The following is a 19,150-nucleotide window of genomic DNA, read 5'->3' as shown; positions in this document are numbered from 1 at the left end:
GCACCAACCTGTGACGACCCGTCGCGCATTTGCAGTGCGAGAAAGCTTTGCCAAGTCATGCGTTTGGTTTAAGACTTGAGCCATGATAGTAGAACTTGGACATTTCGCCCTTATCCTGGCCTTTGCTGTTGCGCTTGCGCAGGCGGCCATTCCCCTTATTGGCGCGCATAAAGGCTGGCGCGACTGGATGCTGGTGGCCAATCCCATGGCCAGTGTCCAGTTCGGGCTTGTGGCCTTCAGCTATGCGGCGCTGACCTATGCCTTTCTGGTGTCGGATTTTTCCGTGAAACTGGTTGTGGACAATTCCCACACCCTGAAGCCGCTGATCTACAAGATTTCCGGTGTCTGGGGGAATCATGAGGGGTCGATGCTGTTATGGGTGCTGATTCTGACGCTGTTCGGGGCGTCTGCGGCATGGTTCGGGGGCAACCTGCCTGCAAGCCTGCAAGCGCGGGTGCTGGCGGTGCAATCGGCCATTACAGCCGCGTTCATGGCCTTCACCATTTTTACGTCCAACCCGTTCACAAGGCTGGCCTTTCCGCCCTTTGACGGGACCGACCTGAACCCGCTGCTGCAAGACCCCGGTTTGGCGTTTCACCCGCCGTTCTTGTATCTGGGCTATGTCGGACTTTCGATGGCGTTCAGTTTCGCGGTGGCGGCCCTGATCGAAGGGCGGGTTGACGCGGCATGGGGGCGCTGGGTGCGGCCCTGGACATTGGCCGCATGGGTGTTTCTGACCATCGGTATCGCAACAGGGTCCTGGTGGGCCTATTACGAGCTTGGCTGGGGTGGGTTCTGGTTCTGGGACCCGGTCGAGAATGCAAGCCTGATGCCGTGGTTGTTTGCCGCAGCATTGCTGCATTCGGCCATCGTGGTAGAAAAGCGCGAAACGCTGAAAAGCTGGACCATCCTGCTGGCAATCCTTGGGTTCGGCTTCTCCTTGATGGGCACATTCATCGTGCGATCCGGTTTGCTGACATCAGTGCATGCGTTTGCGATGGACCCCGAACGCGGGGTTTTCATCCTGATGATCCTTGCGGCGTTTATGGGCGGGGCATTGACACTATTCGCCATCCGCGCCCCGGTGCTGGAGGCCAAGGGCGTCTTTGCAACCGTCAGCCGCGAATCTGCGCTGGTGATTAACAATGTGTTGCTGGCCGTGTCGTCCTTTGTGGTGTTCATCGGCACGATGTGGCCGCTTGTGGCGGAAATGCTGTTTGACAGGGTGCTGTCAGTCGGTCCGCCGTTTTTCAACATGGCCTTTACGCCGTTCATGGTGGCGCTGGCCATGGTGCTTCCCATCGGGGCAATGCTGCCCTGGAAACGCGGGAATCTGGCGCGGACCATGCGCCCGCTCTGGGGGCTGGCGGTGTTTTCGGTGGCCATGGGCGCACTGACATGGACGTTGCAGACCGGACATTCGACGCTGGTTCCTATCGGGCTGGCATTGGGGTTGTGGGTTGTGCTGGGATCGGTGGTCGATATCTGGACGCGCACGGGGCGGGGTGACTGGCGCGCGCGTCTGGGGCGCATCACACGCCTGCCGCGCGCCGATTGGGGCAAATTCACTGCACATGCGGGCATGGGGATCACCGTGTTCGCGGTTGCGGCCCTTGTTGGCTGGGAGTCCGAGGATATTCGCGTGGTCCAGATCGGCGAGACCTATAACTATGGCGGGTATGACCTGACGCTGACATCCGTGGACCGTGTTGAGGGGCCGAATTATGTGTCGACCATGGCAACAATCGAGGCACGGCGTGACGGGCGGTTCATTGCAAATCTGCAACCGGAAAAGCGCTTCTATCCGATTGCGGGCATGCCCACGACCGAAGCCGCCATCGACTACCGCGTGACGCGCGATCTGTATCTTGCACTTGGCGATCCGCAAGATAACGGGGGCTGGGCGGTGCGGTCCTATATCAAACCGTTTGCAAACTGGCTGTGGTTCGGGTGTTTCCTTATGGCACTTGGCGGCATCTTCAGCCTGAGCGACCGGCGCTACCGTGTGGCCGCAGGCGCAGGCAAAACCCGCATCGACGCGGTGCCGGCAGAATGAGCATGTTTCGCACCCTTCTGGCGGTTCTGGCAATCGCGATAAGCAGCCCGTCATGGGCTGTTCAACCCGACGAAATTCTTGACGATCCGGTGCTGGAATCGCGGGCGCGCGACATCTCGGCGGGCCTGCGTTGTCTTGTGTGCCGCAATGAATCCATCGACGAATCAAACGCAGATCTTGCCCGCGACATGCGGTTGCTGGTGCGCGAACGGCTGGTCGAAGGGGACAGCAACGAAGACGCGGTTGCCTATATTGTGGACCGCTATGGCGAATACGTCCTGTTGCGCCCGACAACCGAGGGGGCCAATATCATTTTATGGGTAGCCGCACCCGTTATGTTCCTGATCGCGCTGGGGTCGGCAGTGATATACCTGCGCCGCCGTGCCAGGGCACCCGAAGCCGACAAATCGGGACTGAGCCCGGAAGAAAAACGCCGCTTGCAGGAATTGCTGAAAGAATGACGCGTGGTTCGGGCTTTCCCCTGTTGATGACTGCGCTAAGGTAGCGCAGGATTTTCGCCAGGGGACCTGCATGGATTACGACACGCTGACAACCAGTATCGACGACGCCGGAATTGCCATTGTTACCATGGCAAGGCCGGAAATGATGAACGCGCTGAACAAGCAGATGCGCGCAGAACTGACGCATGCCATCAAGACCATGGCCCCCAAAGCGCGCGTTCTGGTGCTGACAGGGACAGGGCGGGCATTCTGTTCGGGGCAGGATCTGGGTGATGGCGGCAATGCCGCGCAGATCGATCTGGAACGCACCTTGCGCGAAGAATATGAGCCGCTTTTGCATGCGATTTACGACGCACCGGTTCCTGTCATCGCGGCTGTGAACGGTGCGGCAGCGGGGGCGGGGGCCAATCTGGCACTGGCCGCAGATGTGGTCATCGCCTGTGACAGCGCGGTGTTCATTCAGGCGTTTACGCGCATCGGGCTTATTCCTGACGCGGGCGGCACCTATTTCCTGCCCCGCCAGATAGGGTTTGCCCGCGCGATGGGGGCCATGCTGTTTGCCGATCGCATTACCGCGCGACAGGCCGCCGACTGGGGCATGATCTGGGAAGCCGTGCCTGATGAAAGCTTTGAATCGGCATGGATGGCGCGGGCAGTCACATTGGCCAACGGTCCCACAGTGGCCTATCGCAATATTCGCCGCGCCCTGCGCGCAAGCATGTCGAACACACTGGACGCACAACTGGCCCTTGAAGCCCAGCTTCAGGCAGAGGCCGGAAAGACCCGTGATTTCAAGGAAGGTGTGCTGGCATTTCTGGAAAAGCGCCCGCCCGCATTTGAGGGACGCTAGAGCATGTTGCTCAAAAGTGGGAACCGGTTTTGAGCTTCTCGAACATGCGGAATCAATAAGTTAGAGCATATCTCGTGAATGCGAATGAACGTGATATGCTCTAAGAGGGGGGCTTTCGGGCCACGCCCCTGCGCCCGTGATGCGCGGAAGTGTCACGTCAGATGCAACAGCAACGCTGGTTGATTCTGGCCTTTTGCGGACATTCGCGCTTGGACAAAGCCCGCGCCATCGGTGGGCCGGGGTCTGCCGATCCGACATTCAAGGAATGCACTTTATGCAAGCTGCGCAATCCTGACTTCAAAGGCTTGGCCTGCCATCAGCCAAATCAGCAGGCCGCGGGACGGCCAGACCTATGGCGCGGCGGGCTTCGCCCTTTGCTCCGCGCCTTGGGAACTCCCAACCGCCCGCATCAGGCCAAGAGCACCCACGATCATAGGTTTCAACCTTACAGGATCAGGCACTAGCTTTGCGGATCAGGCCCGCGCCATTCGTCCATATCCTTCAGCGCTTCCATGACTTCGCGCGGCATGTAGGTTTCATCATGTTTGGCCAGAATCTCGCTTGCCTGAAAAATACCGTCCACAAACCGGCCGGTTCCGACCATGCCTTCATTTTCAGTGAACAGATCGGGCAGAATACCGCGATAGCGCACCTCGACCGATGCGGGGCCATCGGTCACGCGAAAGATCACCGTGTCGGACTGCCCGCGAATGATGGACCCCGCCTCGACCAGCCCGCCGATGCGAAACACCTCGTTCGGGGGCGGGGGCGCGGCCAGCACGTCGGAAGGCGAGCGGAAGAAATTGATCCCGTCCCGCATGGCATAACCGATCAACGCAGTCGAAAACGCCAAGGCCACAGCCGCGACCATGATGATCTGAATGCGACGGGTCTTTTTCAGGCTTTTCATCGTAACCTCATTTCATGGGAAAAGCGGTGCGCCCATAAGGCCCGCCCCCTCTTCCAGACCAAGCATCAGGTTCGCGTTCTGGATGGCCTGCCCCGATGATCCTTTGCACAGGTTATCCAGTGCAGCAATCACCAGCGCGCGACCGGGAACACGATCCCCGACAACCCCGATATGCACGAAATTTGATCCGCGCACATCATGAGTCGATGGTGTTGTGCCAAAAGGTAGCAGATGAATCATTGATTCAGCGCAATATCTGGCCTGCAAAACTTCGTGAATGCGCGCGGCATCGCCATCCAGCCACGCCGTTGCCAGAATACCACGGTTCAACGGCACCAGATGCGGCGTAAACTGGATCTGCACGGGCCTGCCCGCAATGCGGCTGAATTCCTGATCAAACTCACCCAGATGGCGGTGTGTGCCACCAACCGCATAGCCCTGCGTGCCCTCGGATAATTCCGCATGCAGCAGGTTTTCCTTCAGCGCGCGCCCTGCCCCGCTGACCCCGCATTTCAGATCAAGGATAATGCGATCAAGATCGATCACCCCCGCTTCGATAAGCGGGCGCAGGATATATTGCCCCGTAGCCGCATTACAGCCCGTGCCCGCCACCAGCCGCGCGCCGCGAATTTCATCGCGGTAAAATTCCGTCAGGCCATAGACCGCTTCGTGCTGCAAATCGGGCGCAGCATGCGGCTGTCCGTACCATTTTTCATATTCCGCAACATCGCGCAGGCGGAAATCGGCGGACAGGTCCACGATTTTCAGATCGCGCGGCAGCTTCTTGATGACCGCCTGAGAGGTCGCATGCGGGAGCGCGCAAAACGCCAGATCAATGCCCGCGAAATCCACATCCTCGATGCGGCACAGATCGGGCAGGTCCAGATGGCGCAGGAACGGAAACACCTTGGCCATGGGCTGGCCTGCCTTGCGTTCGCCCGTCAGCGCGGCGATCTTCATGTCGGGATGGGTGGCAATCAGGCGCACAAGTTCGGCGCCCGTATAGCCCGAAGCCCCGAGGATGGCTATTTTCTTGGTCATGGTTGTGGTTCCCTGTGCAGTCGGTGCGCGGGCGCGTGCGTTTCAACAATATGCGCGTCCCGCGCGGGGAGTATTTAAGGCAAGATGAAAGCGGGCGCAGTTATGCAGCCCGAAAGGTGATCTGTCGTCGCAGGAACTGCGTGGCCTTGCGCGATACATTCACCGGATTTCCCGTTGTCAGAAATGCGCTGTCCCTGCCAGCCCCGATCATGTCGGGGCGGCGTATCAGGTAATCTGCAAGACTTGCCGCGACCAGATTGGGCTGCGAATAGACATCAACCCGCTCTCCCAGCGCTTCGCGAAAGGCATGTTCAACCAGCGGATAATGCGTGCAGCCCAGAACGGCGGCTTCGGGGCGTGGCATGCGGCGCAGCAGCGCTTCGACATGGGAATGCACCAGCGCTTCGGCCAGTTGCATATCGCCTTGTTCAATCGCATCGACCACACCGCCGCAGGGCTGCGCCTCGACATCGACACCGATGGCACGGTAAGCCAGTTCGCGCTGGAACGCGCGGCTGGACACGGTCGCAGGCGTGGCAAACAGCGCCACATGTTTGACCGCCACTTCGCGCGGGGGGGAATTGTCGCCCCAGCCGCGTTCGGTCAATGCCTCGATCAACGGAACAAAGACACCCAGCACGCGCTTGTCCTCGGGCACCCATGTTTCCTGCATCCGCTTCAGCGCCGCCGCAGATGCGGTGTTACAGGCCAAAATCACCAGATCGCAGCCATCTTCCCACAGGCGTTCCACGCCGGCGCAGGTCAGCGCATAAATGTCGTCGGCATCGCGCACACCGTAAGGCGTATGGGCATTGTCGCCCAGATACACGAAGGGCACATCCGGCATACGTTCGGTCACTGCGCCCAGAACGGTCAATCCGCCCAATCCCGAATCGAATACGCCAACCGCCATGCGCCTGCCCCACAGTCATGAATTTCAACCTGCATACGTCCGGCGCACGCAGAAATCCAGCCTGTTCGCGCCTATTGTGCCGCAACGCGTGCAGGCGGGGCATCAAAACCCGCAAGCAATTCGTCGCGGCGCTGCGCGGCCGCGGCTGCATTGCGGTGCTTGACCGGCCCGAACCCGCGAATGTGCAGCGGCAATTCCGCCAGTTCCACCGCGATATCATGCGTGTCCGGTGTCACTTCGGCCAGAATGCGCGGCATCAGCGCCTCGTAATCGCGGATCAGCTGGCGTTCCATCCGGCGTTCGGATGTGGCGCCGAACGGGTCAAGGACCGTGCCGCGCAAGACCTTGAGCGGTGCGAGAATGGCAAAGCCGCGCATGATCCATGGCCCGAAGCTGCGCTTGAGCGGTCGACCATCGGACCCCATGCGCGACAGCAGGGGCGGTGCCAGATGGAAGCGGGGCGTGAAATTGCCGTCGAATTCCGCGCGTGCCTTGTCCAGCGTTTGCAGATGCAGGCGGGCCACTTCATATTCGTCCTTATAGGCCAGCAGCTTGTGATAGCCCTTGGCCACCGCTTCGCGCAGGCGCGCATCAGGGGCCTGTTCCACCAGTTCGCGGTAGCGTTTTGCAAGGCGCGCCGACTGGTAGCTTGCCAGATGGTCCGCACGCTGCGCGATCATGTCATCCAGCGATTTCGGCATCTGTGCCACGCTGTCCGCCAGCGCTTTTGCCGCAGCCTTGGGGTGGACAACCGCCCAGCGGCCCAGTGCAAAAGCGCGGGTGTTGCCGTCCACTGCGGCCTTGTTCAACGTAATCGCGCGCAGAATTGCCGCTTCGGACAGGGGGACAAGCCCCATTTGCCACGCCGCCCCCAGCGCAATCATGTTGGAATAGATGCTGTCACCCAGCAGCCGCTTGGCAAGTTCCGAATAGTCAAACAGGTGCAGATTGTCACCCAGCCGCGCCTGAAGCGCCATTTGCAGATCGTCGCCGGGAATGCGGAATTCCGTGTTGCGGGTGAAATCACCAGTGATGATTTCATGGGTGTTCACGGCGGCCCCTGTCTGGCCGCTGCGCATAAGGCCCAGTGTTTTCGCGCCGGCCGTCACCACCAGATCGCCACCAATGACGCAATGCGCCTCGCCCACGGCCACACGAATGGCGCTGATATCTTCGGGGGTGTTGGCGATGCGGCAATGGATATGCACCGCGCCGCCCTTCTGGGCCAGCCCTGCCATTTCGATCATGCCCGCGCCCTTGCCATCAATATGGGCTGCCATGGACAGGATTGCGCCGATCGTCACAACGCCCGTGCCGCCCACGCCAGTGATGACAATGTTATGCGTGCCACGGATTTCGGGCAGCGCGGGGTCTGCCAGCTTCGGCAACTCGACCGACTGGGAAGCGGCGCGCCGGGGTTTGGCCCCTTCCAGCGTGACAAATGACGGGCAGAACCCCTTGAGGCAGGAAAAATCCTTGTTGCACGAGGACTGGTCAATCGCGCGTTTGCGCCCGAATTCGGTTTCCACGGGCACAATGGACACGCAGTTTGACTGCACGCCGCAATCCCCGCACCCTTCGCAAATGTCGGTATTGATGAACACGCGCTGGTCAGGGTCGGGAAATTCGCCGCGTTTGCGCCGCCTGCGTTTTTCAGCAGCACAGGTCTGCACATAGATGATGGCCGAAACGCCCTGATGCGTGGCACAATCACGTTGCACGGCGTCAAAATCCGCGCGCGGGTGCCAGCCTACAGACCTGGGGAAATCCGCGCGCTGCGGTTCTTCCTTTTCGTCAAACACCACGTCGATTTTGCGCACGCCCATCGCGGCCAGTTCATGCGCGATCTGGTGCGGCGACAAGCCGCCTTCGTTCTTTTGCCCGCCGGTCATGGCAACGGCATCATTATACAAGATCTTGTAGGTAATATTCGTGCCCGCAGCCAGGGCCGCGCGAATGGCCTGCACGCCGGAATGGTTATAGGTGCCATCGCCCAGATTCTGGAACACATGGGTGCGGCTGGAAAAGGGCGCTTCACCAATCCAGTTCGCGCCCTCGCCGCCCATCTGGGTGAAGCCCACTGTGTTGCGGTCCATCCATTGCACCATATAGTGGCAGCCAATGCCCGCATAGGCACGGTGACCATCTGGCACGCGGGTCGATGTGTTATGCGGACAACCCGAACAGTAATAGGGCAGCCGCGCGGCCAGATCGGGGGCGTTGTCGGCGCGGCGCGCATCGGCCAGCAGGGCAAGGCCCGCTTTCACTCGGTCGGTGCCGCGCCCTTCCTCGATCAATATCTCGCCCAGACGTTCGGCAATCATGATCGGGTCCAGCGCGTAGCGGGTGGGAAACAGTTCGACCTGACGCCCGTGTTCACATGTGTCGCCCTTGTGCCAGCCATAGACACGCCGCCCACGCCGGTCGTCAAAAATGGCTTCCTTGACCTGAACTTCGATCAGTTTGCGCTTTTCTTCAACAACGACAATCAACTCCAGCCCTTCGGCCCATTCATGGAAACTTTCCATATCCAGCGGCCATGCCTGCCCGACCTTATAGGTGGTCAGGCCCAGACGCGTGGCTTCATCCGCGCCAATGCCCAGCAGGTTCAGCGCATGCACAAGGTCCAGCCAGTTCTTGCCTGCGGCCACGAACCCGATTTTGGCACCGGCTTTGCCATAGACGCGGCGGTCCATGCGGTTGGCGCGGCTGAACGCTTCGGCGGCAAAACGCTTGTGGTCGATCATGCGCGCTTCCTGCGCGACAGGGGTGTCCACCAGCCGGATGTTCAACCCACCATCTGGCAGGGCCAGATCAGGCAGGACGAACTGCATCCGGTGCGGGTTGCCATCGACCACGGCTGTGGCCTCGACCGTGTCTTTCATCGTCTTCAGGCCGACCCAGACGCCCGCAAAGCGCGACAATGCATAGCCGTAATGGCCGAAATCCAGCACTTCCTGCACACCGGCAGGCGACAAAACGGGGATATAGGCATCGACCATGGCCCAATCCGACTGGTGCAATGTGGTCGAGGATTCGCCCGTATGATCGTCACCCATCGCGACCAACACGCCCCCATAGGGTGATGTTCCCGCCATATTGGCGTGACGAAACACATCGCCCGTGCGGTCCACACCCGGCCCCTTGCCATACCAAAGCCCGAAAACACCGTCAAAACGCCCTTCGCCGCGCAGTTCGGCCTGCTGGCTGCCCCAAAGCGCTGTCGCGGCAAGGTCTTCGTTCAGCCCTTCCTGAAAGCGGATGTTTGCAGCCTGCAACAGCGCTTTTGCGCGGTTCATCTGCTGATCAACCGCGCCAAGGGGCGACCCACGATAGCCGGTAACATAGCCCGCAGTGTTCAGCCCTGCCTGTTGGTCGCGCGCGGCCTGCTGCAACATAAGTCGCACCATGGCCTGCGTTCCATTCAGCAAAACGGGTGATTTCGTCATGTCGAACCGGTCGTTCAACGAAATATCCTGCCGCCCCATCTGCACCTCCCAGCACTGTTGCGTATAATCCGATCATAGGTCAATATTTCTGACCTACAAAGTGAAAACTGGGTAATTCAGCGCTTTTGTGATCAGATAAAACCCCGTAGAACGAATCATCTACTTTTGCGCAAACATCTGTATGGAACTGTTGGTATGGACTGGGACAAGCTAAGAATATTTCACGCAGTGGCGGACGCGGGCAGCCTGACGCATGCCGGTGACACGTTGCAGCTGTCTCAATCAGCGGTCAGCCGCCAGATTCGCGCCCTTGAAGAAGGGCTGGATACCGTTCTGTTCCACCGCCACGCCCGTGGGCTGATTCTGACCGAACAAGGCGAATTGCTGTTTGACGCCACCAAATCCATGAGCAGGCAGCTGGAAACAGCCGCCGCACGCATCCGCGATGCAGAAGATGAAGTGTATGGTGACTTGCGTGTGACCAGCACCACAGGTTTCGGAACACTGTTTCTGGCACCGCGCCTGACATCGCTTTATGCGCAATATCCCGACCTGCGCATCGACCTGATGCTGGAAGAACGCGTGCTGGATTTGCCCATGCGCGAAGCCGATATCGCCATCCGCATGAAAGAACCCAGCCAGGCTGACCTGATCCGCAAGCGCCTGATGACAGTGAATATGCGGCTTTTTGCCAGTTCGGAATATCTGCGCGCCCATGGCACACCGCAAAAAATGGAAGACTTGAGGGATTTCCGCCTTGTGTCGCAGAACATTACATCGGCACAGGTCAGCGCGGGCGCACAACTTATACGAGAGTTGACAGCCCAACCCACCCGATCAAGTTTTACCGTCAACAACTATTTCGGTGTCCTTCAGGCGGTGCTGAACCATCTGGGAATCGGCGTCCTGCCCGATTATGTCGGCGAGGATTTTCCCGAACTGGTCCATGTCCTGCCAGACATTGCCAGTGGCGACATTCCGGTATTTCTTGCCTATCCCGAAGAGCTGCGCCATTCGCGCCGCATCTCGGCGTTCCGTGATTTCGTTGTCGAAGAAATCGTGGCCTACAGGCGCGCACGGCAAATGTAGGCCTGCACAAGCGCCTTCTGACATGAGGCATGTTCGCAACGCATGGCGGCAATGTGCCATACGCAAAGCAATTTAACTTGCGTAATGCCTAAGCAATAACCTATCTAGAAGTTAAGGCGTTTGAGTTTATAGCTCGCGTCTTTACCTCCCTGTTGGACTTAGGCCGAGCTTCGTGCTCGGCCCTTTTTTTGCCGTTTTACAGGGCATTTCAGCACCCGCCCGCGCGGGAATCACCTATACATACGCCTTGAAAGTTTATTTTCGCCGACAAAATGCGCACCGCGCACAAGGCTTCAGCAGGCATGGGCGGCGTCCATTCATTTTGTCGCTTTTCGCTTTATGCGTGTATTTTTGCGTATCCGCCACAGTTTCATGACATGCGGGCAACCATATCAAAGCTGCCCTCTTTCCCATCCGACCCCTTTGCCGTAAGGGGAAGAAACGGCCCGACACTGGCGCGGGCGACACGTTTTTGCCCTGCCCAAAGGTGCCCTGATATGACCGAACCTGCCATCACCCCCGACCTGATTGCCGCGCATGGCCTGAGCCTTGATGAATATGACCGCATTCTGAACATCATCGGGCGTGAGCCGTCATTCACGGAACTGGGCATCTTCTCTGCCATGTGGAACGAGCATTGCTCCTACAAATCGTCCAAGAAATGGCTGCGCACCCTGCCCACTACCGGCCCACAGGTCATTTGCGGCCCGGGCGAGAATGCGGGCGTGGTCGATATTGGCGACGGTCAGGCGGTGATTTTCAAAATGGAAAGCCACAATCACCCCAGCTATATCGAACCCTATCAGGGCGCGGCCACTGGCGTCGGCGGCATTTTGCGCGATGTGTTCACCATGGGCGCGCGCCCGATTGCGGCGATGAATGCGCTAAGCTTCGGGGAACCCGGCCACCCCAAAACCCCGCATCTGGTGCGCGGCGTGGTCGAAGGTGTGGGCGGATATGGCAACGCGTTCGGCGTGCCCACCGTGGGCGGCGAAGTGCGCTTTCATCCCGCCTATAACGGCAACTGCCTAGTAAACGCCTTTGCAGCCGGTCTGGCCAACGCGGATGAGATTTTCTATTCCGCCGCCAGCGGTGTCGGCATGCCGGTGGTCTATCTGGGTGCCAAGACAGGGCGCGACGGTGTGGGCGGGGCCACCATGGCCAGCGCCGAATTTGACGACACAATTGAAGAAAAACGCCCCACAGTGCAGGTGGGCGACCCGTTCACTGAAAAACGCCTGCTGGAAGCCTGCCTGGAGTTGATGGCATCGGGCGCAGTGATTTCCATTCAGGACATGGGGGCGGCCGGGCTGACCTGTTCTGCGGTGGAAATGGGCGACAAGGGCGGGCTTGGCATCAAGCTGGAACTGGACCGCGTGCCGTGCCGTGAAACCGGCATGACCGCCTATGAAATGATGCTTTCGGAAAGTCAGGAACGCATGTTGATGGTGCTGAAGCCATCCATGGAAGCGCAGGCGCGCGCGATATTCGAAAAATGGGATCTGGATTTCGCCATCGTCGGCGAAACCATTGCCGAAGACCGCTTTTTGATCCTGCAAGGCAATGAAACCAAGGCCGATCTGCCGCTGTCGAAACTTGCCTCCAGCGCGCCGGAATATGACCGGCCGTGGATTGAAACGCCCGCGCCCGCCGCTTTGGGCGATATTCCCGAAATTTCCGCAATGGACGGGTTGCGCGCGCTGATCGCCTCGCCCAACTACGCGCATAAAGCATGGGTATGGGAGCAATATGACACCATGGTCATGGCCGACACCATACGCGCGCCGGGCCTTGGTGCGGGTGTCGTGCGGGTGCATGGCACGGACAAGGCGCTTGCGTTCACCAGTGACGTAACCCCGCGCTATGTGCGCGCCAACCCGTTTGAAGGCGGCAAGCAGGCCGTTGCCGAAGCCTATCGCAACCTGACAGCCGTGGGGGCCACACCACTGGCCACGACCGACAATTTGAATTTCGGCAACCCTGAAAAGCCCGAAATCATGGGCCAGTTCGTGGGGGCCATCAAGGGCATTGGCGCGGCCTGTGCGGCGCTGGATATGCCCATCGTGTCGGGGAATGTGTCGCTGTATAATGAAACCGACGGTCAACCCATCCTGCCCACCCCCACCATTGGCGCAGTGGGGTTGATTGATCATGTCGACAATCTGATCGCGGGCTTGCCGGAAGATGGCGATCTGGTGCTGGTCATCGGCGAGACACAGGGCCATCTGGGCCAGTCCGCCCTTCTGGCCGAAGCGTTCGCGCTGGAACAGGGCGACGCGCCGCATGTCGATCTGGACATGGAGCGCCGCAACGGCGAATTCCTGCGCGACAACCGCCCATTGGTCAAGGCCGCAACCGACCTGTCGGATGGCGGGCTTGCACTGGCGGCCTTTGAAATGGCCACCGCCGCAGGGCTTGGTCTGACACTGGACACGGATGATATCGCCGCACTATTCGCCGAGGATCAGGCCCGCTACCTGATTGCATGCAGCTTCGATCAGGCCGAGGCGCTGATGGTGGCCGCCGGTCAGGCCGGGGTGACGCTTGCCCATATGGGCCGGTTTGGCGGCGATACGGTCACATTCGGCAAGGACAGCGCGCCGCTGGCAGAACTGGACGGCATTTACAAAACCGCCTTTGGCCGCGCGATCGGTGACGCTTGATTCCCGCACACACGGGGATTACCTTCACCAAAAGACAAACGGGGACGCAAGATGGCCATCACTGCCGAAGAACTGGAAACCCTTTTGAAAGAGGGCTTTCCCGAAGCACAAGTCACGATCACAGACCTTGCCGGTGACGGCAATCATTACGCTGCCGAAGTTATTGACGCAAGTTTCCGGGGGTTGAACCGCGTGCAACAGCAACGTGCCGTTTATGCCGCGCTGAAGGGCAAAATGGATGGCAACCATGGCGAATTGCACGCCCTTGCCCTGACCACCAAAGCCCCCGACTGACAATTGACAAAGGACCACAAAACCATGAGCGCGCAAGAGACCATCAAACAAACCGTCGAAAGCAATGACGTGGTGCTTTACATGAAAGGCACCAAGACAATGCCGCAATGCGGGTTTTCCAGCCGTGTGGCCGGCGTTCTGAACTTCATGGGCGTTGACTATGCCGATGTGAACGTTCTTGCCGATGATACAATTCGTCAGGGTATCAAGGATTACTCCGACTGGCCCACCATCCCGCAACTTTATGTGAAGGGTGAATTCGTGGGCGGGTGTGACATCATCACTGAAATGACCCTGTCGGGCGAGTTGGACCAGTTGTTCGAGGCCAAGGGCGTGACCTATGACAAGGACGCCGCCGAGAAAATTCGCGAAGCGAACGCCTGATTGCAGGTATTTCGAATCCGGCAGTGCCACTGCGCTGCCGGATGTCGGGTGCCCCCTGTTCGTGCACCCGTGTTACTGCGTCCATGGCCGCGCGCCGCCGGTATCTGCCACACGGCGCATGACCATGCCCCCCCCACCTTGAGTGCTGATCGAAATTGCCCCGCTGGCGCGCAAATCGCGCGGCGTAATAAGCAGGCATGTCCCCGACCGCGTGTCGGGTTGGGCCGATGTCACGACAATGCGCCCGTCCGTGCACAGGTCTGGCAAATAATCCAGCCCGCGCTGCCCCAGAAGATGCACCACATCCAGCCCGCCGCTGCGCATTTGCACCGCGGGGGTACGGGGGTCCGACAGACCGGCCCGCGCGAATCCGTCCGTTTGTGCGCCCAGATCGCCATCCGCCTGCAACCAGCTTTGCACAGCAAATGATCCTGCCCTGTCGCGGCTGATCATGCGCCCCCCCTCGCCCATAAGGCCCAGAACCACGCCGTCATGCGCGATCAGCAAATCAGGGCGGTCACTGCCATGCACCCAGCCCAACAACGCCAGCACCACTGCCCCTGCCCCAAGCCAAGCACCACGCCCGCGCCAGATCACGATCCATATGCCCCCCAACGCCAGCACCGGCAAAACCCAAGGGGCAGGCTGGACAACCGGCATCACCGCGCCATCAAACCCGCTGACCGTTTCGGCCACACGCAATATCCACAAAATTGCAGGCTCCATCACCCGCAAGCCAATCCAGTCCAGTCCGAACGGGGCCAGCAGGGCCGCCAGAACGGCTGCGGGCATAATGACCAACCCCATCAGCGGCACGGCGGCCAGATTGGCAATCAGGCCGTATTCCGCCAGCCGGTTGAAGCTGGCCGCAGAGACAGGCGCGGTTGCAATACCCGCAACCATTGAACAGATGATCACGCTGACAACGGGCCACAGCCAGCGTGGAATGGACCTGCGCCATTCACGCTCTGCACTAAGCGCGCGGAACACGGCCACCAATGCGATGGTCGCGGCAAAACTCATCTGAAAGCCCGCCTGAACCAGCGCTTCGGGGCGCAGCAAAAGAATGACCAACGCCGCCATCGCGACCGACCGCAACGAAATGGCGCGCCGGTCCAGCAATATGGCGCAAAACATGACCGCCACCATAATGAAAGCCCGTTCTGTCGCCACATTGCCCCCCGACAGCGCAAGATAGAACGCCCCCGCCCCCAACGCGCCCAATGCGGCCAGTTTGCGTGTCGGCGCGCGCAGCGCAAACCACGGCACAAGGGCCATCAACAGCCGCAACAGCGCGAAAACAAACCCCGTCAACAGCCCCATATGCAGCCCAGATATGGCCAGCAGATGCGCCAGATTGGAACGGCGCAAATCCTCCAGCCGGGGTTGGCTGATACCAGACCGGTCGCCCGTCAGAATGGCACTTGCAAAACCGCCCGCATCACCCGGAAGCCTGTCTTGCACTGCCGCAGATATCTGCATGCGCAAGCGGTGGATGCGCAGACCGGCCGCGCCGTCCTGCGGCGGGGCGCGTGCCAGAACCGGGCTGCGCGTATAGCCCACCGCGCCCAACTGCTCGAACCACGCAAGACGTCTGAAATCAAACCCGCCGGGTTCAGAGGGCGCAGGCGGCGGTGACAGATGCCCCGTCAGCATGACCCGCAGGCCCGGTGCAGGGTCAATATACCCTTGGTCCCCATGCAGGCTGACGCGCACACGCGCAGGGGTTTGCGCGCCCTCCATCCCTTCCAGAATGACGCGGTCCAGCGTCAGGCGCAGCGCGTCGCTGGCCGATCGGTCAATCTTGACAATGCGCCCTTCTATCGCGCCGTAAAACCGGAATGGCAGCACGGGCGCAGATACCAGATACACACGCAAACCGGCCACCAGCATGCCCACGCAGACCAGCATCACCGCAAGCATAAACGGCGACATGTCTTCTGCCATGAACCGAAGTAACCCCAGAACCCCCGCCACAACAATCACCAAAAGCGCCCATTCGGCAGCGGCGGGTTCGCGCGGCAAGGCGAAATATGCCCCGATACCCAAAGCAAGACACACCGGCACGAACAAAAACAGATGCCCGCGCTGCAACGCAATCGCCCCGCGCAGGGCCGAAAGCGGCATCACAGACGCGTTGAATGGAAAGGTCAGCATATGCACCCTTGTTTCCGCCCCTGACCTTGCCTAGAACCACAGTTGATGCTGCCAAAACTTCGTTACCAAAAGGTAAAAATCCGATGTCCGATGCGCCTGTTGTCACACGCTTTGCCCCCTCGCCTACGGGTTTTCTGCATATCGGGGGCGCGCGGACAGCGTTGTTCAACTGGCTTTATGCCCGCGGACGTGGCGGTAAATTCCTGCTGCGCATCGAAAATACCGACCGCGCCCGCTCCACCCCCGAGGCAACAGCGGCGATTCTGACCGGACTGACATGGCTGGGTCTGGACTGGGACGGCGAACCTGTCAGTCAGGCCGCGCGCGCGGATCGGCATGCGCAGGTTGCCTGTCAGATGCTGGCCAGCGGGCACGCCTATAAGTGCTTTGCAACGCAGGACGAAATTGAGGCGTTTCGCGAGGCCGCCCGCGCCGCTGGCAAATCCACGCTGTATCAGTCGCCGTGGCGCGATGCCGATGCGGCCACCCACCCCGATGCGCCCTATGTCATTCGCGTCAAGGCCCCGCGCGACGGGGAAACCGTGATTGCCGATCAGGTGCAGGGCAATGTGCGCATTCGCAATGACCAGCTGGACGACATGATCGTGCTGCGGTCAGACGGGACGCCCACCTATATGCTGGCGGTGGTGGTCGATGATCATGACATGGGGGTCACGCATATCATTCGCGGTGATGACCACCTGAACAACGCCGCCCGCCAGATGCTGGTTTATCATGCGATGGGCTGGGATGTGCCGGTCTGGGCGCATATTCCGCTGATCCACGGCCCCGATGGCAAGAAGCTGTCCAAACGTCACGGCGCATTGGGGGTCGAGGAATACCAGCGCATGGGGTATCCGGCGGCGGCGATGCGAAATTACCTGACGCGGCTGGGCTGGGGCCATGGCGATAATGAATTCTTTACCGATACTCAGGCAAAAGAATGGTTCGACCTTGGGGGAATCGGCAAGTCACCGGCGCGGCTGGACTTCAAGAAACTGGACCATCTGACCGCACAGCACATGACCGTCGCGGACAATGCTGCACTGCTGCAAGAACTTCTTGCATTCCTGAAGGCCACCGATGCGCCAGACCTGACTCCAGCACAGATTTCGGGTTTGACGGCGGCCATGCCACTTGTGAAGGAGAAAGCGAAAGGCTTCAATCAAGTCATTGAAAAAGCACATTTTATTCTGACAGAGCGCCCGATTGAGATGGATGAGAAAGCGGCCCAATCCCTTGATGATGTATCCCGTGGTATACTGAGGGAATTGACGCCGCGCTTGCAAACTGCTACGTGGGATCGGACTATACTTGAGGACATTATCAAGGAAACCGCAGAGGCACACGGCCTGGGTCTGGGCAAGGTTGCGCAACCCCTTCGCGCTGCGCTGGCAGGGCGAACCAGCAGTCCGAGTGTTTTCGACATGATGATTGTGCTGGGCCGCGAGGAATCGCTTGCCCGCATTCAGGATGGAACGACTTGAGCCGACAGGGCTATTGTGCCCCGAAAGCCGCGGTCAGGGATCGTCTGCGAGGTGCCTTGCCCGCAGGCAACAGGGAAAGGATGCGCAATGGCGAATAGTACCGAATCTGCAAAGCTGACCATAGGCGACAAGGAAATCGAACTGCCGATCATGAAACCGTCGGTCGGCCCCGATGTGCTGGATATCCGCAAGCTGTATGCGCAGGGCGATGTATTCACCTATGACCCCGGCTTCACCTCCACGGCGGCCTGTTCATCGACCATCACCTATATTGATGGCGACGCAGGCGAATTGCTGTATCGGGGCTATCCAATCGAGCAGCTGGCAGAAAAATCGCATTTTCTGGAATGCTGCTATCTGCTGCTATACGGTGAACTGCCATCGGCGGCCGATCTGGAAGATTTCGAAAGCCGTGTGACCCACCACACCATGATCCACGAACAGATGCAGTATTTCTTCCGTGGTTTCCGCCGCGATGCGCACCCGATGGCCATCATGGTGGGGGTTGTGGGGGCAATGTCTGCATTCTACCACGATTCGACCGATATCAACGACCCGTGGCAGCGCGAAGTAGCCGCGATCCGCATGATCGCCAAGATGCCGACCATTGCCGCCATGGCCTATAAATATTCGGTCGGGCAACCGTTTGTTTACCCGAAAAACAGCCTCGATTATTCCGGCAATTTCCTGCACATGTGCTTTGCCGTGCCCGCAGAAGAATATGTCGTCGACCCGATCCTGAGCCGCGCAATGGACCGGATCATGATGCTGCATGCAGACCATGAACAGAACGCGTCCACATCCACTGTGCGGCTGGCATCCAGTTCGGGGGCGAACCCGTTTGCATCCATCGCGGCAGGGATTGCATGCCTTTGGGGGCCTGCCCATGGTGGTGCAAATCAGGCCTGTCTTGAAATGCTGCGCGAAATCGGCACGGTTGACCGCATCCCTGAATTCATTGCGCGCGCCAAGGACAAGGACGACCCGTTCCGCCTGATGGGCTTTGGCCACCGCGTCTACAAGAATTTCGACCCACGCGCGAATGTGATGAAACAATCCGCAGACGAAGTGCTGGGGCTGCTGGGCATTGACGACAACGAGACACTGAAAGTCGCCAAGGAACTGGAACGCATCGCGCTGGAGGATGAATATTTCGTCAGCAAGAAGCTGTATCCGAATGTCGATTTCTACTCCGGCATTATTCTGGAAGCGATGGGGTTCCCCACATCGATGTTCACGCCAATTTTCGCGCTGTCGCGCACAGTTGGCTGGATTTCGCAGTGGAAGGAAATGATCAGCGATCCAGAACAGAAAATCGGCCGCCCGCGCCAGCGCTACACCGGCGCACCACGCCGCGATTATGCCGAGATCGAGAACCGCTGAAATTTGCGCAGCG

At 59.7% G+C, this 19,150-nt stretch carries 14 protein-coding genes; 9 read left to right on the top strand and 5 right to left on the bottom strand.

Features of this window, described 5'->3' with window-relative positions:
- Window positions 1–82: 82 nt before the first annotated feature.
- The 3 genes from P8S53_RS06870 (at window position 83) to P8S53_RS06860 (ending at window position 3,367) form a co-directional block, all read left to right on the top strand.
- Complete coding sequence (locus P8S53_RS06870) at window positions 83–2,056, top strand: heme lyase CcmF/NrfE family subunit (protein ID WP_277806400.1); 1,974 nt, start codon at window positions 83–85, stop codon at window positions 2,054–2,056.
- A 2-nt stretch (window positions 2,057–2,058) separates the two neighbouring features.
- On the top strand, window positions 2,059–2,517 hold the full coding sequence (locus P8S53_RS06865) for a cytochrome c-type biogenesis protein (RefSeq protein WP_306417890.1): 459 nt from the start codon (window positions 2,059–2,061) through the stop codon (window positions 2,515–2,517).
- Between the two features lie 70 nt (window positions 2,518–2,587).
- A complete protein-coding gene (locus P8S53_RS06860; protein ID WP_277806398.1) occupies window positions 2,588–3,367 on the top strand; it encodes an enoyl-CoA hydratase-related protein in 780 nt (259 codons plus the stop codon).
- A 460-nt stretch (window positions 3,368–3,827) separates the two neighbouring features.
- Here the strand turns inward: P8S53_RS06860 and ccmE are convergent, their stop codons facing one another.
- The 4 genes from ccmE to P8S53_RS06840 form a co-directional block, all read right to left on the bottom strand.
- Window positions 3,828–4,277, bottom strand: coding sequence for a cytochrome c maturation protein CcmE (gene ccmE / locus P8S53_RS06855; protein WP_277806397.1), 450 nt, complete (start codon window positions 4,275–4,277; stop codon window positions 3,828–3,830).
- Window positions 4,278–4,289: 12 nt separating this feature from the next.
- Window positions 4,290–5,318, bottom strand: coding sequence for an N-acetyl-gamma-glutamyl-phosphate reductase (argC, locus tag P8S53_RS06850; RefSeq protein ID WP_277806396.1), 1,029 nt, complete (start codon window positions 5,316–5,318; stop codon window positions 4,290–4,292).
- A 100-nt stretch (window positions 5,319–5,418) separates the two neighbouring features.
- On the bottom strand, window positions 5,419–6,231 hold the full coding sequence (locus tag P8S53_RS06845) for a glutamate racemase (RefSeq protein WP_277806395.1): 813 nt from the start codon (window positions 6,229–6,231) through the stop codon (window positions 5,419–5,421).
- A 71-nt stretch (window positions 6,232–6,302) separates the two neighbouring features.
- A complete protein-coding gene (locus tag P8S53_RS06840; protein WP_277806394.1) occupies window positions 6,303–9,719 on the bottom strand; it encodes an indolepyruvate ferredoxin oxidoreductase family protein in 3,417 nt (1,138 codons plus the stop codon).
- Window positions 9,720–9,875: 156 nt separating this feature from the next.
- Between P8S53_RS06840 and P8S53_RS06835 the strand changes: the two genes are divergently transcribed.
- The 4 genes from P8S53_RS06835 (at window position 9,876) to grxD (ending at window position 14,110) form a co-directional block, all read left to right on the top strand.
- Window positions 9,876–10,769 (top strand): LysR family transcriptional regulator, encoded by an 894-nt coding sequence (locus P8S53_RS06835; protein ID WP_277806393.1) that lies wholly within the window; start codon window positions 9,876–9,878, stop codon window positions 10,767–10,769.
- Between the two features lie 497 nt (window positions 10,770–11,266).
- Window positions 11,267–13,432: a phosphoribosylformylglycinamidine synthase subunit PurL gene (purL, locus tag P8S53_RS06830; protein WP_277806392.1), complete on the top strand. Its 2,166-nt coding sequence runs from the start codon at window positions 11,267–11,269 to the stop codon at window positions 13,430–13,432.
- A 51-nt stretch (window positions 13,433–13,483) separates the two neighbouring features.
- Window positions 13,484–13,726, top strand: a complete 243-nt coding sequence (locus P8S53_RS06825; RefSeq protein WP_277806391.1) for a BolA/IbaG family iron-sulfur metabolism protein — start codon at window positions 13,484–13,486, stop codon at window positions 13,724–13,726.
- A 24-nt stretch (window positions 13,727–13,750) separates the two neighbouring features.
- Window positions 13,751–14,110, top strand: coding sequence for a Grx4 family monothiol glutaredoxin (grxD, locus tag P8S53_RS06820; RefSeq protein ID WP_277806390.1), 360 nt, complete (start codon window positions 13,751–13,753; stop codon window positions 14,108–14,110).
- A gap of 72 nt (window positions 14,111–14,182) precedes the next feature.
- Here the strand turns inward: grxD and P8S53_RS06815 are convergent, their stop codons facing one another.
- Window positions 14,183–16,267, bottom strand: coding sequence for a ComEC/Rec2 family competence protein (locus P8S53_RS06815; RefSeq protein WP_277806389.1), 2,085 nt, complete (start codon window positions 16,265–16,267; stop codon window positions 14,183–14,185).
- Between the two features lie 83 nt (window positions 16,268–16,350).
- On the opposite strand from P8S53_RS06815, the gene gltX reads away from it, so the two are divergent.
- Together gltX and P8S53_RS06805 are read left to right on the top strand one after the other, a co-directional pair.
- Entirely contained in the window at window positions 16,351–17,754 is a 1,404-nt protein-coding gene (gene gltX, locus P8S53_RS06810; RefSeq protein WP_277806388.1) for a glutamate--tRNA ligase, read from the top strand.
- An 87-nt stretch (window positions 17,755–17,841) separates the two neighbouring features.
- Entirely contained in the window at window positions 17,842–19,137 is a 1,296-nt protein-coding gene (locus P8S53_RS06805; RefSeq protein WP_277806387.1) for a citrate synthase, read from the top strand.
- Window positions 19,138–19,150 lie beyond the last annotated feature (13 nt).

The organism is Roseinatronobacter sp. S2 (genome assembly GCF_029581395.1).
In the GTDB taxonomy this organism is placed as follows: domain Bacteria; phylum Pseudomonadota; class Alphaproteobacteria; order Rhodobacterales; family Rhodobacteraceae; genus Roseinatronobacter.
The sequence above is the reverse complement of the archived record's forward strand: the minus strand, read 5'-3'. Positions and strand labels throughout refer to the sequence as shown.